The sequence below is a fragment of the Pseudomonas sp. YA1 genome, from assembly GCF_058680555.1.
In genome coordinates this window covers 24,888-38,928 of the sequence record NZ_JBZWBG010000002.1, presented here as the reverse complement: position 1 = coordinate 38,928, position 14,041 = coordinate 24,888, and the positions used below count along the sequence as shown (strand labels likewise).

At 68.9% G+C, this 14,041-nt stretch carries 9 protein-coding genes; 2 read left to right on the top strand and 7 right to left on the bottom strand.

The window, feature by feature from the left end:
• Positions 1-2: 2 nt before the first annotated feature.
• A complete protein-coding gene (locus AC4OR5_RS02570) occupies positions 3-1,331 on the bottom strand; it encodes a mechanosensitive ion channel family protein (protein ID WP_003091979.1) in 1,329 nt (442 codons plus the stop codon).
• A gap of 167 nt (positions 1,332-1,498) precedes the next feature.
• Positions 1,499-2,866 (bottom strand): MFS transporter, encoded by a 1,368-nt coding sequence (locus tag AC4OR5_RS02565; protein WP_058160542.1) that lies wholly within the window; start codon positions 2,864-2,866, stop codon positions 1,499-1,501.
• Between the two features lie 185 nt (positions 2,867-3,051).
• On the opposite strand from AC4OR5_RS02565, the gene AC4OR5_RS02560 reads away from it, so the two are divergent.
• On the top strand, positions 3,052-4,392 hold the full coding sequence (locus tag AC4OR5_RS02560; protein WP_003122185.1) for a DEAD/DEAH box helicase: 1,341 nt from the start codon (positions 3,052-3,054) through the stop codon (positions 4,390-4,392).
• Positions 4,393-4,513: 121 nt separating this feature from the next.
• Here the strand turns inward: AC4OR5_RS02560 and AC4OR5_RS02555 are convergent, their stop codons facing one another.
• Complete coding sequence (locus AC4OR5_RS02555) at positions 4,514-6,229, bottom strand: MFS transporter (RefSeq protein WP_003103747.1); 1,716 nt, start codon at positions 6,227-6,229, stop codon at positions 4,514-4,516.
• A 216-nt stretch (positions 6,230-6,445) separates the two neighbouring features.
• Between AC4OR5_RS02555 and AC4OR5_RS02550 the strand changes: the two genes are divergently transcribed.
• A complete protein-coding gene (locus AC4OR5_RS02550) occupies positions 6,446-7,771 on the top strand; it encodes a phospholipase C/P1 nuclease family protein (RefSeq protein WP_058160540.1) in 1,326 nt (441 codons plus the stop codon).
• Between the two features lie 128 nt (positions 7,772-7,899).
• On the opposite strand, the gene AC4OR5_RS02545 is transcribed toward AC4OR5_RS02550, so the two are convergent.
• The 4 genes from AC4OR5_RS02545 to ngg form a co-directional block, all read right to left on the bottom strand.
• Positions 7,900-8,130: a YheU family protein gene (locus AC4OR5_RS02545; RefSeq protein ID WP_003091959.1), complete on the bottom strand. Its 231-nt coding sequence runs from the start codon at positions 8,128-8,130 to the stop codon at positions 7,900-7,902.
• Positions 8,131-8,180: 50 nt separating this feature from the next.
• On the bottom strand, positions 8,181-10,937 hold the full coding sequence (locus tag AC4OR5_RS02540; protein WP_058160538.1) for a hybrid sensor histidine kinase/response regulator: 2,757 nt from the start codon (positions 10,935-10,937) through the stop codon (positions 8,181-8,183).
• A 136-nt stretch (positions 10,938-11,073) separates the two neighbouring features.
• Positions 11,074-12,270: an osmoprotectant NAGGN system M42 family peptidase gene (locus AC4OR5_RS02535; RefSeq protein WP_003111432.1), complete on the bottom strand. Its 1,197-nt coding sequence runs from the start codon at positions 12,268-12,270 to the stop codon at positions 11,074-11,076.
• On the bottom strand, positions 12,267-14,024 hold the full coding sequence (gene ngg / locus AC4OR5_RS02530) for an N-acetylglutaminylglutamine synthetase (RefSeq protein ID WP_003091949.1): 1,758 nt from the start codon (positions 14,022-14,024) through the stop codon (positions 12,267-12,269). Before ngg ends, AC4OR5_RS02535 begins: the two co-directional genes overlap by 4 nt.
• Between the last annotated feature and the right edge of the window lie 17 nt (positions 14,025-14,041).

The following is a 14,041-nucleotide window of genomic DNA, read 5'->3' as shown; positions in this document are numbered from 1 at the left end:
GTTCAGGCGGTGGCTTCGTCGCTGCGGCTCGGCGCGGCCAGCGCCTCGAACGAGCGGGCCCCGGCGTCACGCCCTTCGAGCATGCCTTGCAGCCCCTGGCGCAGGTCCTGCCCGCTGGGCTGCTGGTAGGCGCCGAGGCCGAACTCCGGCATCACCGCCAGCAGGTAGTCGAACACGTCGCCCTGGATGCGCTCGTAGTCGACCCAGGCGGTGGTGCGGGTGAAGCAGTATATCTCCAGCGGGATGCCCTGGGCGGTCGGCTGCAACTGGCGGACCATGCAGGTCATGTGCGGATGGATGTCCGGGTGGTTCTGCAGGTAGGCGAGGGCGTAGGCGCGGAACGTACCGATGTTGGTCAGCCGGCGGCGGTTGGCGGCCAGCGGGGCGACCCCGCCGTTGGCGGCATTCCACTCCTGCAACTCGGTCTGCTTGCGGGCCATGTATTCGGTGAGCAGGCGCACCTGGCTCAGGCGCCGCTCTTCCTTCTCGTCGAGGAAACGCACCTGGCTGGAGTCGACGTAGATTGCCCGCTTGATCCGCCGTCCGCCGGACTGCTGCATGCCGCGCCAGTTCTTGAACGACTCCGACATCAGGCGCCAGGTCGGCACCGAGACGATGGTCTTGTCGAAGTTCTGCACCTTCACGGTGTACAGGGTGATGTCCACCACGTCGCCGTCGGCGCCGACCTGCGGCATCTCGATCCAGTCGCCGACCCGCAGCATGTCGTTGCTGGTGAGCTGCACGCTGGCGACGAAGGACATCAGGGTGTCCTTGTAGACCAGCAGGAGGACCGCCGACATCGCGCCGAGGCCGGACAGCAGCAGGAGCGGCGAGCGGTCGATGATGATCGAGACGATGATGATCGCGCCGAACACGAACACGGCGATCTTCGCCAGTTGCACGTAGCCCTTGATCGAACGGGTGCGGGCATGCTCGGTACGCGCGTAGATGTCCAGCAGGGCATTCAGCAGCGCGGTGAGGGCGAGGATCAGGAACAGCACGGTGAAGGCCAGTGCCAGGTTGCCGAGGAAGTGCGCGGCCTTGTCCGGCATCTCCGGGATCCATGGCAGGCCGAATTGCACCAGCAGCGAGGGCGTGGTCTGTGCCAGGCGCTGGAACACCTTGTTGCGGATCAGGTCGCCGAGCCAGTGCAGCGCGGGCTGGCGGGCGAGCAGGTTGGCGGCGTAGAGGACGATGTAGCGGGCCACCCGGCCGAGAATCAGGGCGCCCACCAGCAGCAGGCCGAAGGCCAGGCCGGCGTGCAGGATAGGGTGTTGGTCGAGCGCCGACCAGTACCCGGAGAGCTGGTCGAGAAGGGATGTGGAGTCCATGGACAGGCGACTTCCTTTGTTGCGGGCGGGGGGGACGGGCCGGCCCCGCGGTTGAACGGAGATCCCGACGCGGGGGCCGGGAACGCACAAAGGAACCAAGAGTGCCCCATCGGGCGCCGGATCGCATCCCCGACGTGTCTACAAAGGTTTTCCGCCGACGCGCGGGCTCAGCCGGCAAGCTCCTCCAGGGTGCGCCCGCGGGTCTCGATGCCGAAGGCCCAGACCACCAGGGCGGCGACGCCGAAACAGAGGGCGCCGAGGGTGAACACCCCGCCCTGGCCGGTGAGCGGCAGGACCAGCCCGGTGACCAGCGGGCCGAGCAGCGAGCCGATTCGCCCGACCGCCGAGGCGAAGCCCGAGCCGGTGGCGCGCGCGGAGGTCGGATAGAGTTCCGGCGTATAGGTGTAGAGCACCGCCCACATGCCGAACAGGAAGAACTGCATGGCCAGGCCGAAGCCGATCAGCAGCGCCAGGCTGCCGCCGAACACCGCGGTCTGGCCGTAGGCGTAGGCCATCGCGCCGCCGCCGAGGAGCATCAGCACGCAGCTCGGCTTGCGGCCCCAGCTTTCCACCAGCCAGGCCGCGCAGAGGAAGCCGGGTATCCCGGCCAGCGAGATCAGCACCGTGTAGTACACCGACTGGGTGACGGCGAAGCCGGATTGCTGGAGCAGCGCGCTGAGCCAGGAGGTCAGGCCGTAGAAACCGAGCAGGGCGAAGAACCACAGGCCCCAGACGGTCAGGGTGCGGCGCCGGTAGGCTGGCGACCAGAGTTCGGCGAAGGCGCTGAAGAAGCCCGGACGGCTGCGTTCCCGCTGCGGCTGGCGCAGCGGCGGCGGCAGCTCGGTCAGGCCCAGCGAACGCATCACCCGTGCTTCTATGTCGCGCAATACCCGGTCCGCCTGTTCGCGCCGGCCGGCCTGCTCCAGCCAGCGCGGCGACTCGGGAATCAGGAAGCGGATGGTGAGGACGAACACCGCCGGCAGCGCCAGCACCAGGAAAATGCTGCGCCAGCCGGTCAGCGGCAGGAGGAAGTAGGACAGGCAGCCGGCGGCGACGAAGCCCAGCGGCCAGAAGCCGTCCATCAGCGCAATGTACTTGCCGCGGCGGCTGGCCGGGATCATCTCCGACAGCAGCGACTGGGCGATGGGAAACTCCATCCCCATGCCGATCCCCAGCAATACCCGGTAGAAGGTCAGGCTGCCGAGGTCGCCGGCGGTGGAGCACAGGTAGCTGGCCAGGCCCCAGAGCACGATGCTGGCCTGGAATACCGGCTTGCGTCCGAAGCGGTCGGCGAGCATGCCCGACAGGGCCGCGCCGATCACCATGCCGAAGAAGCTCGAGCTGGCCAGCAGCCCGGCCTGCGCCGAGTCGAGCCCGAACTCGGCTTTGATCGAGCCGAGCAGGAAGGTCATCATCGCCAGGTCCATCGAGTCGAAGAAGAACGCCAGCGCGATGATCACGAAGATCAGTCGGTGATACGGACTCAGCGGCAGCCGTTCGAGGCGTTCGGCGGCGGATGCGGGCGCGTCGGGCATGACCTGGTTCCTCTGGGCGGCGGGCGTCGAACGAGTCTGCGATCGCCGCCCGCGCCGCGCTTGCCTGGCGGCGACCCGGCGTCGAGCCGATTGCGACGCCGGCGCTGGCCGTCGCGCCGCGCGAATAAAGCCTGCGCGCCGGCGCGGCAACCGTTAGGCTATGCACCTGTCCATTTTCACGTGCAATGCCGAGGTCTCCCTTGTTCAGCCAATTTCCCCTCCACGAACGCCTGCTGAAGGCACTGGAAAGCCTGTCCTTCAGCGAGCCGACGCCGGTCCAGGCCGCGGCCATTCCCAAGGCGCTGGAGGGGCACGACCTGCGGGTCACGGCACAGACCGGCAGCGGCAAGACCGCGGCCTTCCTGCTGCCGCTGCTGCACCGCCTGCTGGCCGAGGACAAGCCGCGCTCCCTGGCGCGCGCGCTGATCCTCCTGCCGACCCGCGAGCTGGCCCAGCAGACCCTCAAGGAAGTCGAGCGCTTCGCCCAGTTCACCTTCATCAAGGCCTGCCTGATCACTGGCGGCGAGGACTTCAAGGTGCAGGGCGCGCGCCTGCGCAAGAACCCGGAGATCATCATCGGCACCCCCGGCCGCCTGCTCGAGCAGCGCAACGCCGGCAACCTGCCGTTGCAGGACATCGAGGTGCTGGTGCTGGACGAGGCCGACCGCATGCTCGACATGGGCTTCGCCGACGACGTGCTGGCCCTGGCCAATGCCTGCCCGGCCGAGCGCCAGACCCTGCTGTTCTCCGCCACCCACAGCGGCGCCGGGTTGAACAAGGTGATCGCCGAGGTGCTGCGCGAGCCGCAAGTGCTGCGCCTGAACCAGGTCGGCGAGCTGAACGAGAACGTCCGCCAGCAGGTCATCACCGCCGACGACGTGGCGCACAAGGAACAGTTGCTGCAATGGCTGCTGAGCAACGAGACCTACACCAAGGCCATCGTCTTCACCAACACCCGGGTCTCCGCCGATCGCCTGACCGGGCGGCTGATCGCCAACCAGCACAAGGTCTTCGTCCTGCATGGCGAGAAGGACCAGAAGGACCGCAAGCTGGCCATCGAGCGCCTGAAGCAGGGCGCGGTGAAGATCCTCGTCGCCACCGACGTCGCCGCACGCGGCCTGGACGTCGAAGGCCTGGACCTGGTGATCAACTTCGACATGCCGCGCAGCGGCGACGAGTACGTGCACCGCATCGGCCGCACCGGTCGCGCCGGCGCCGAGGGCCTGGCGATCTCGCTGATCTGCCATGGCGACTGGAACCTGATGTCGAGCGTCGAACGCTACCTCAAGCAGAACTTCGAACGACGCAACATCAAGGAACTGAAGGCCGCCTACCAGGGGCCGAAGAAACTCAAGGCGTCGGGCAAGGCCGCCGGCAGCAAGAAGAAAAAGCAGGACAGGAAGGGCGCCGCCGCCAAGCCCGCGGCCAAGCGCAAGCCCGCCGCGCGGCCGAAGGCCGGGCCGTCGGCGGTGGTCAGCGCCGACGGCATGGCGCCGCTCAAGCGCAAGAAGCCGACGGCGGAGTGATCGCGCGCTACTGACCGCTTCGGAGGGCGGATAACCGTTTGCGGTTATCCGCCGCGCCGGCGTTGGATGGCGGATAACGCCGCTGGCGCTGTCCGCCCCGAGGGACTGCCAGGCCCCGTTCTCAACTCCCCGCCGTCGCGCCCGCCTCGTCGTTGGCCGGCGGCGTGGCGCTCTTCACCAGCGGCGTATCGTAGCTGCTGGCCTCGTAGCTCACGCAATGGCGGATCTGCGGCGGACCGTCGCCGGCATGCAGGGCGGTGACGTTGTCGATGACGATCTTGTCGGCCAGGGTCATGCGGTCGAGCATGCGCAGGTGCTGGATCCAGTTGTCCACCAGGAACAGTTCCTGCCAGACCTCCGGGTTGCTCACGTCGCGGAACAGCGACCAGCGCTCCGCGCCGTTGCGCAGGCGCAGGCGGCGCAGCGGCTGGGCGGCGCGAACGAAGTCGCGGGTGCGCTCGGCGGGAATCCGGTATTCGATGGAGACCAGCACCATGCCCCGCCGCGTGTTGAAGACGAAGCTCGGCTGCCCGGGCATGCTCGCCGGCGCGCGGGAAATACTGGCGGCGTCCATTTCCGGCAGGCGCGAGTTGTACAGGAGGATCACCGAGGCCAGCAGCAGGCAGCCGGCGGCCAGCAGCGCACCGTGCACGGTCATGGTCTCGGCGAGATGGCCCCAGAGGAACGAACCCAGCGCCAGGCCACCGTACAGCGCGGTCTGGTACAGCGCCAGGGCGCGCGCCTTGATCCAGTCGGGGACGAGGATCTGCACCGCCGAGTTGTAGGTGGCGAGGGCGCCGATCCAGCAGCCGCCGCCGAGGATCAGCACCGGGAACAGGACCCAGAGGTTGTCTACCAGGCCGAGGGTCAGCAGGATCAGCGCCAGGGTGAAGCCGGCCAGGCTGATCAGCCGGCTGCTGCCGATCCGCTGGCGCAGGCGCGAGACCTGGGTGCTGCCGAGGATCGCGCCGAGGCCGAGGGCGCCGAGCATGTAGCCGTAGATCGCCGCGTCGCCGTCCGGGTTGCGGTGCGCCAGCAGCGGCAGCAGGGCCCAGACCGCGCTGGCGGAGAGGCCGAAGGCGAAGGAGCGCATCATCACCAGGCGGGTGACGGTGGAGTACTGGGTGAAGCGCAGCGCCGCGGTGACGCCTTCGAGGATGCCTTCCGGCGGCAGGCTGCGCTTGGGCACGTCGCGCCGCCACTGCCAGATCGCCCAGATCAGGGCCATGTAGCAGAAGCTGTTGAACAGGAACACCCAGGCCGGTCCCACCGCGCTCAGCAGCAGGCCGCCGAGGGCCGGGCCGGCGGCGCGGGCGACGTTGTAGTTGACGCTGTTGAGCAGCACCGCGTCGCTGACCATGCGCGCCGGCACCTGCTCGTTGACCGCCGCCTGCCAGGCCGGGATGGTCACCGAGCCGCCGAGGGAGATCCAGAGGATGGAGATGATCAGCAGCACCGGGTCGAGGTAGCCGAGGAAGGCCAGCAGGGTGGCGAACATCGCCCCGGTCATCTCGAAGCTGAGTCCCCAGAGCATGATCTTGCGCCGGTCGTGGTTGTCGGCGATGACCCCGGAGAGGATCGACAGCAGCACCAGCGGCAGCGCCGCGGCGACCTGGATCATCGCCACCATCAGCGGGCTGGCGTGGGCGTCGGTGACCACCCAGGCGGCGGCCACCGACTGGGCCCAGGTGCCGAGGTTGGCGAACAGGTTGCAGATCCAGATGATGCGGAAGGCCTGGATCGAGAACGGCGCCCAGGTGCCGGTGCGTTCTGGCTTGGCCGCTTGGCCTTCGGGTTTGAGGGGCAGGTCGTGCTTGGGCGAAACGGACTGGAGCATCAGATGGGTGCCTTGTATCAGCGTGCCTGATGTCGGGAAAGTCTAGCCGCCTGGCGCCTGGGCGCCATTGATGGCGGTCATGGGGCCGGCCCGGCGTGGATAGACATTGGTCCGATGGCGCTATCGGAGAGTTCCGATGTCCAGGCAGGACAGTGCCCTGGGTGTCCCGCATTGGTAGGCTTGCCGGCACAGAGTCGAGACAAGAGCGAAAAGCCGATGAAGTTGCTGTTGCGTTGCCTGCTGCTGGGGGCGTGGGTCGTCTCGCCGAGCCTGTGGGCCTGGTCCAACCATACGGTGGGCAGCTACCTGGCATTACGCGAGCTGGCGGCCATCCGCGAGGCGCCGGAAGTCGAGGTGGAGCCGCTGGAGGCGTTCCTCGCCGCCGAGCGCGGCGGACTGGCCGCACTGCTGGACGAGCAGGAAGCCTACGCCCGAGCGCATATCGGCAACTACCCGGCGCGTCCGGACGCCCTGCGCTTCGCCGCCGAGGGCGAGGCCGGCGACTTGCGCCAGGCGTTCCTCGCGGCGCTGCGGGTCAACCCGGAGATCCGCCTGGCGCTGGCGATCCAGCCGCTTCCCGGGCAGGACCAGCCGCAGCGCTCGCACCTCAAGCCACAGGAGGTGCTGGTGTTCCAGAACCTCTCGCCGTGGACCGCCTGGCGTTTCATCCGCCTGGAGCCCGGCGAGCGAGTCGCGCCCCTGGCAGTGCTGGCCACCGCCGCCGACGAACCGGACTACGGCCACGACATCAACCTGTTCAGCGACAACCCCGGCGAGGCCGGCCAGCGCTACGGCTTCGGCACCCAGCCATTCGGCGACCCGCGCTTCGAGTTCAGCTCCCAGGCGCCGTTCCACATGGGCTTCTACCACGAGGCGGCGGTGATCTACAGCGGCGCGCCGTTCCTCGCCCGGGCCTGGCCGGAATGGCGCGCCTACCAGTACTTCGGCCTGTCCCGCTTCGCCTTCGCCAGCGGTCATCCCTACTGGGGCTACCGGTTCCTTGGCTGGGGCATGCACTACATCCAGGACATCACCCAGCCCTACCACTCCACGCCGCTGCCCGGTGCCAGCCTGGCGGCGATGCTACAGATGGAGGGCAAGGCATTGCTCGGCTACCCGGAGGAAAAACAGGCGGCCATCGAGCGTGTCGCGAACCGCCATACCGCGGTGGAGAAATACCAGTTCGACTGGCTGCGCCAACTGCTCCGCGACGGCCGCCCGCAGCCGATGCTCGACGCCTACGCCGACACCCGCCGCGATGGTGCCTATCCGGCCTATTCGCCGACCTACTTGCGCGAGGTGGTGGCCGCCGAGTCGAACGCTCACGCCGCGGCCTTCGACGCCGCCATCGGCGAATGGCTGGCCGCCCGCCCGGCCTCCGCCGCGCAGGACTTCAGCGAGAGCAACCAGCCACGCCCCGAGGCCCACGACAATGCGGCGCTGAACGCGCAACTGATCGAACTGATCGGGCATTTCGGCGCGCATAGCCGGAACATCGCCAGGGCGGCGTTGGAAACGGAGGAGGGTGGGGCGAAGGAGTGAGGGGGCGGGCGGATGAGCGGCGGATAACCGCGAGCGGTTATTCGCCCTGCGGAGCAGGGGCGCTGTCCGGCGTTTCCGGGGTGTGCAGGGCGGCGAACCCGCCCCGCCAGGCGGGTCGATGCCGCGACTCAGTCGCGCAACAGCTCCGCAGGCACCTCGCTGCGCAACATCAACTGGCACTGCTGGCTCTCCGGGTCGAACAGGATCACCGCCTCGCCCCGCCGCAAGGCATGCCGGGCGCGTTCTACACGCACGTCCAGCGGGGTCTCGTCGCCATTGTCGGTGCCTTCGCGGGTGACGAAGTCTTCCAGCAGGTTGTTCAGGGTGTCGGCTTCGAGCAGGTCGTGGGGGATCAGCATGGCGGTACTCCGGTATGGCGGCGAATGCTAGCGCGACGCATCGCGTACTGTCATGCCTGTCGCGAAGGCTGGCCGAGCAGGCGTTCGAGGGTGGCATAGAGTTCCGCCCGGTCCACCGGCTTGCCGAGGTAGGCGTCCATGCCGGCCTCGATTCCGGCCCGGCGGTGTTCGTCGAGGATGTGCGCGGTCAGGGCGACGATCGGGACGCGCGGCCAGCCCTGGGCACGCTCCTCCCGGCGGATCAGGCGGGTCGCCTCGAAGCCGTCCATTTCCGGCATCTCGCCATCCATCAGGATCAACTGGATGCCGTTCGGGTCGCGCAGGTACTCGTCCAGCGCGAGCCGTCCGTTGCCGGCCAGGCGCACCGCGTAGCCGCGCTTGGCGAGGAAGCCGCGCACCACCAGCTGGTTCACCGGGTTGTCCTCGGCGACCAGGATGCATGGGGCGTCCAGGCGTTCGTCCGGGGCCGCCTCGCTGCTCCGCCCTGGCTGTCGGCGCCGCTCCCGGTACAGTTCCAGCAGGGCTTCGCGCAGGGCCTTCACCGCCACCGGCTGGGCCAGGGCCAGCAGGCGCAGGCCTTCGTGCGGCGGCAGGTCCTGGCAGTGCTGCGGCGGGCATAGCAGGAGGATGCGCTGGCCTTGCTCCAGTTGCGCATAGAGGGTGTCCAGCCAGATCGACGGCGGCCCCGGCCAGGGCGCCGCCAGGACCAGCAGGGGCGGTGCGCTGAAGTCCTCCAGGTAGGCGTTCAGCCGTCTCGGCTGCAGGCAGCGTTCGACCCGCAGCCCCCAACGCTCCAGCAATGCCTGCAGGCAGTCCAGGGTCAGGTTGTCCTCGCTGGCCAGCAGGGCCGGACGGTGTTGCAGCAGTTGCGCCAGTTCGTCCGCTTCGCCGGCGTCGAGGGCGGGGCTGAGCGGCAGGTCGACGCTGAACCGGGTGCCCTTGCCCGGCTCGCTGCTCACCTCGATGCGCCCGCCCATCATCTGCACCAGTTCGCGGCTGATCGCCAGGCCCAGGCCGCTGCCGCCGTAGCGGCGGGTGGTGCTGGAGTCGGCCTGGGAGAAGGATTCGAACAGGGTCTTCTGCGCCTGGGCGGATATCCCGATGCCGCTGTCGCTGACGCTGTACAGCAGGCGCTCGCGTCCGCCCTCGTCGAAGCGCCGCTGCACGCGCACGGCGACATGGCCTTCGGCGGTGAACTTGAGGGCATTGCTGAGCAGGTTCATCAGTACCTGGCGCAACCGCGTCGGGTCGCCGTTGAGGCGGCGCGGCACGCCCCTGTCCAGGCCGAGATGCAGGCGCAGGCGTTTTTCCACGGCCTGGGCGCTGAACAGCGCCAGGGTGTCGGAGAGCAGTTCCTCCAGGTCGAAGTCGATGCGCTCCAGGTGCAGCTTGCCGGACTCGATGCGAGCGTAGTCGAGGATATCGTTGATCACCGACATCAGCGCGCTGCCGGAGCTGGCGATGGTCTCCACGTAGGCCGCCTGGCCGCGATCCAGCGGGGTATCGCGGAGCAGTTGCAGCATGCCCAGCACGCCGTTCAGCGGGGTGCGAATCTCATGGCTCATCTTCGCCAGGAAGCGGCTCTTCGCCTCGTTCTCCACCCGCGCCTGCTCGGCCGCCTGGCGCGAGCGGAAGCCTTCCTCCTTGAGCGCATTGATGCGGTCGGCGAGGCCGATGGACAGGGTCACCAGTTCCACGGTCATGCCGATCTTGACCACGCTGCTGCCGAACAGGCCGAACAGTTCGAAGCCCAGCGAGGCGGCGGTGGTGACCAGGAACGACAGCAGCAGCGCGCCCCAGGCCAGGATGTAGTAGAGGCCGTAGCGCAGGCCCTGGCGCCAGACGTGGACGCCGGCCAGCAGCAGGCTGAGGGAGACCAGCATCACCGTCAGGCTGGCGAGGACGTTCCAGGCGCGCAGCCCCACCAGCGGCTCGCTGGCCAACAGGACCACGCAGGCCAGCAGCAGGCCGCGGAGGAAGCGGTCGAGGCGCGGGAAGTCGCGGCGGGTGTAGAGGTAGCCGCGGCTGAACTGGATCGACACCAGGCAGCTCAGGTACATCAGCAGGTAGATGCCGGCCGACTCCAGCGCCACGTGTCCGGGCAGCAGCTTGAACAGCAGGCCGTCGAAGCTGGCGGAAAACAGGCCGAGGCTGAGGTTGTACAGCAGGTACCAGGCGTAGGTGGCCTCGCGCAGCGAGACGAAGAGGAACAGGTTGTAGCAGAACAACCCGAACAGCACCCCGTAGAAGGCCCCGTTGAAGCCCATCAGGGTTTCCTGGCTGGCCGCGCTGGCCGCGTAGGTGCTGAAGTACAGCGGCACGTAGACGGTGCTGGTGCTCTGCACGCGCAGCAGCAGGGTGCTCTCGCCGGGCGGCAGTCGCAGCGGGAACCAGAAGTTGCGCACCTGCACCGGGCGCTGGGAGAAGGCGAACAGGTCGCCGCTCTCCTGCTGTTCGATGCGCCCATCGGCGGTTAGCAGGTAGACCTTGAGGTCGTCCAGCAGCGGGTAGTTGACCTCCAGGAAACCGGCCAGGTCGGCGCCGTTGCGGTTGTCCAGGCGCACCCTGAACCACCAGGCCGCGGCGTTCTTGCCGAAGTTCGCGTGGTCGCCGCGCAGGGCGGTGAAGGCCTGGGCCGGCAAGGCGAGGATGTCGCCCAGGCGCGCCTTGCCGCCGGCGTCGCGGTAGTACTCGGCGTATGCGCCCAGGGACAGGCGCAGGTCCTCTCCGTCCAGCGGCGCGGGCGGCTGCGCCCGGGCCGGCAGCGCGCAGCAGAGCAACAGCAGGACCAGGCAGAGTCGGGACATGCAACTACTCCATGGACACGAGTCGGCACGCATGATGCTACGGAGGAAATGAGACAGGCGAGGGAACCTGCCATCAGCCTAGCAGTTGGCTGGAGAGGAGGGCGGCCTCCCCGGGGGCGGGGAGGCCGGCGCGGGCTCAGCCCTTGTCGCTGTTGTTGCTGCTGTCGAGCACTTCGTCCACCGGCGGGACGTGGGTGCAGCTTTCCATGTGCACCGGATGCTCGAGCTGCTTGTTGAAACGTTCCAGCGAGGTTTCCCGGGGCTTGGCGTCGCTGGCGAAGACCGGCGGGCTGAGGATGTAGGCAGTGAGCAGGCGGCTCAGCGCGGCGAGGCTGTCGATGTGCGTGCGCTCGTAGCCGTGGGTGGCGTCGCAGCCGAACGCCAGCAGCGCGGCGCGGGTGTCGTGGCCGGCGGCGATCGCCGACTGCGCGTCGCTGTGGTAGTAGCGGAACAGGTCGCGGCGCAGGGCGATGTCGTGGCGCTCGCCGAGCCGCAGCAGGTGCCGCGACAGATGGAAGTCGTAGGGCCCGCCGGAGTCCTGCATGGCCACGCTGACGCTGTGCTCGTTGGAATTCTGGCCTTCGGCCACCGGGGCGATGTCGATGCCGACGAACTCGCTGACGTCCCAGGGCAGGGCGCCGGCGGCGCCGGAGCCGACTTCCTCGGTGATGGTGAACAGCGGGTGGCAGTCGATCGGCGGCTCCTGCCCGCTTTCCTTGACCGCCTTCAGCGCCGCCAGCAGCGCCGCGACCCCGGCCTTGTCGTCCAGGTGGCGGGCGCTGATATGGCCGCTCTCGGTGAACTCCGGCAACGGATCGAAGGCCACGTAGTCACCCACCGAGATGCCCAGGCTCTCGCTGTCGGCGCGGCTGGCGGTATAGGCGTCGAGACGCAGCTCGATGTTGTCCCAACTGATCTTCAGGTTGTCCACCTCGGTATTGAAGGCGTGGCCTGAGGCCAGCAGCGGCAGCACGCTGCCACGGAACACGCCCTGTTCGGTGAACACCGTGACCCGGCTACCCTCGGCGAAGCGGCTCGACCAGCAGCCTACCGGGGCCAGGCCGAGGCGGCCGTTGGGCTTGATCTCGCGGACCAGCGCGCCGATCGTGTCGAGGTGCGCGGAAACCGCCCGGTCCGGGGTATTCAGGCGGCCCTGGAGGGTCGCCCGGATGGTTCCCCGGCGAGTCATCTCGAAGGGCACGCCAAGTTCGTCGAGCTGCTCGGCGACATAGCGCACGATGGTATCGGTGAAGCCGGTGGGGCTGGGGATGGCGAGCATCTCCAGCAGCACCCGTTGCAGGTAGTTGAGGTCCGGTTGTGGCAGAGGGGTCATGAAGGCACCTCGCGGCTGAGGGGGAAGAGAAGATCGACGAAGCGTTCGGCGGTCGGCTGCGGCTCGTGGTTGGCCAGGCCGGCGCGCTCGTTGGCTTCGATGATCACGTAGTCGGGCTGGTCGGCGGCCTCGACCAGGAAGTCCAGGCCCACCACCGGTATTTCCAGGGCCCGCGCGGCCTGGATCGCGGCCTCGCGGAGGGCCGGATGGAGGGCGTCGGTGACGTCCTCGAGGATGCCGCCGGTGTGCAGGTTGGCGGTGCGCCGCACGGCCAGGTGTTCGCCGCTGGGCAGCACGTCGTCGTAGCCATAGCCGGCGGCCCGCAGGGTGCGCTCGGTCTCGTGGTCGAGCGGGATGCGGCTTTCCCCGCCGGTGGCGGCCTGGCGCCGGCGGCTCTGCGCCTCGATCAGCTCGCGGATGCTGTGCCGGCCGTCACCGATCACCGCGGCGGGACGACGGATGGCGGCGGCCACCACCTCGTAGCCGATCACCAGCACGCGCAGGTCGTGGCCGGCGTGGTAGCTCTCCAGCAGCACGCGCGAATCGAAATGGCGGGCGGCCTCGATGGCCTCCTCGACCTCGTCCGCGGTGCGCAGGTCCACCGCCACGCCCTGGCCCTGCTCGCCGTCCACCGGCTTGACCACCAGCGAACCGTGCTCGGCGAGGAACGCGGCGTTTTCCTCCGCGCTGCCGGCCAGGCGCTGCTGCGGCTGGCGCAGGCCGGCGTGCTGCAGGGCGCGGTGGGTGAGGACCTTGTCCTGGCAGAGGGTCATGCTCACCGCCGTGGTCAGGTCGGAGAGCGATTCGCGGCAGCGGATCTGCCGGCCGCCCTGGGTCAGGGTGAACAGGCCGCCCTCGGCGTCGTCGACGCGCACCTCGATGCCGCGCCGGTGGGCTTCGTCGACGATGATCCGGGCGTAGGGGTTGAGGTCTTCCTCCGGGCCGGGGCCGAGGAACAGCGACTGGTTGATGCCGTTCTTGCGCTTGATGGTGAAGGTCGCCAGTTCGCGGAAGCCGAGCTTGCGGTAGAGCGCCTTGGCCTGCTGGTTGTTGTGCAGCACCGAGAGGTCGAGGTAGGCCAGTTCGCGGCTCATGAAGTGCTCGACCAGGTGCCGCACCAGCGCCTCGCCGACGCCCGGCCGGCTGCATTGCGGGTCCACCGCCAGGCACCAGAGGCTGGAGCCCCCCTCCGGGTCCTGGAACGCCTTGGCGTGGTTGAGGCCCATCACCGTGCCTACCGCGACGCCAGTGTCGGCGTCCTCGGCCAGCCAGTAGATCGGCCCGCCCTGGTGGCGCGGGCTGAGGCGCTCGGTCTGCACCGGAAGCATGCCGCGCGCCAGGTACAGGCGGTTGATCGCCGCCCAGTCCTCCTCGGTATGCACCCGGCGGATGCGGAAACCGCGTGGCGGACGACGCGCCGGGCGGTAGTCGGTGAACCACAGGCGCAGGGTATCCGAGGGATCGAGGAAGAGCTGCTGCGGGGCGTGGGCCAGGACCTGCTGCGGCGCCGCCACGTAGAGCGCGATGTCGCGTTCGCCGGGGGCTTCCTGCAACAGGTCGCGGGCCAGTTCCTCGGCGTCCGGGTAGGTCTGCCCGATCAGCAGGCGGCCCCAGCCGCAGTGGATGCTCAGCGGTTTCTCGGTGGGCTCGCTGTGATCTTCGGCGAGACGCGCCTGCAGGCGTTCGTAGGTGGGCGCCTGGATACGTTGCAGGCGCTGGTTGTGCGGGTGAGGCAGATGCAAGTGGCCTTTCATGATCGCTCCTGGTTCGG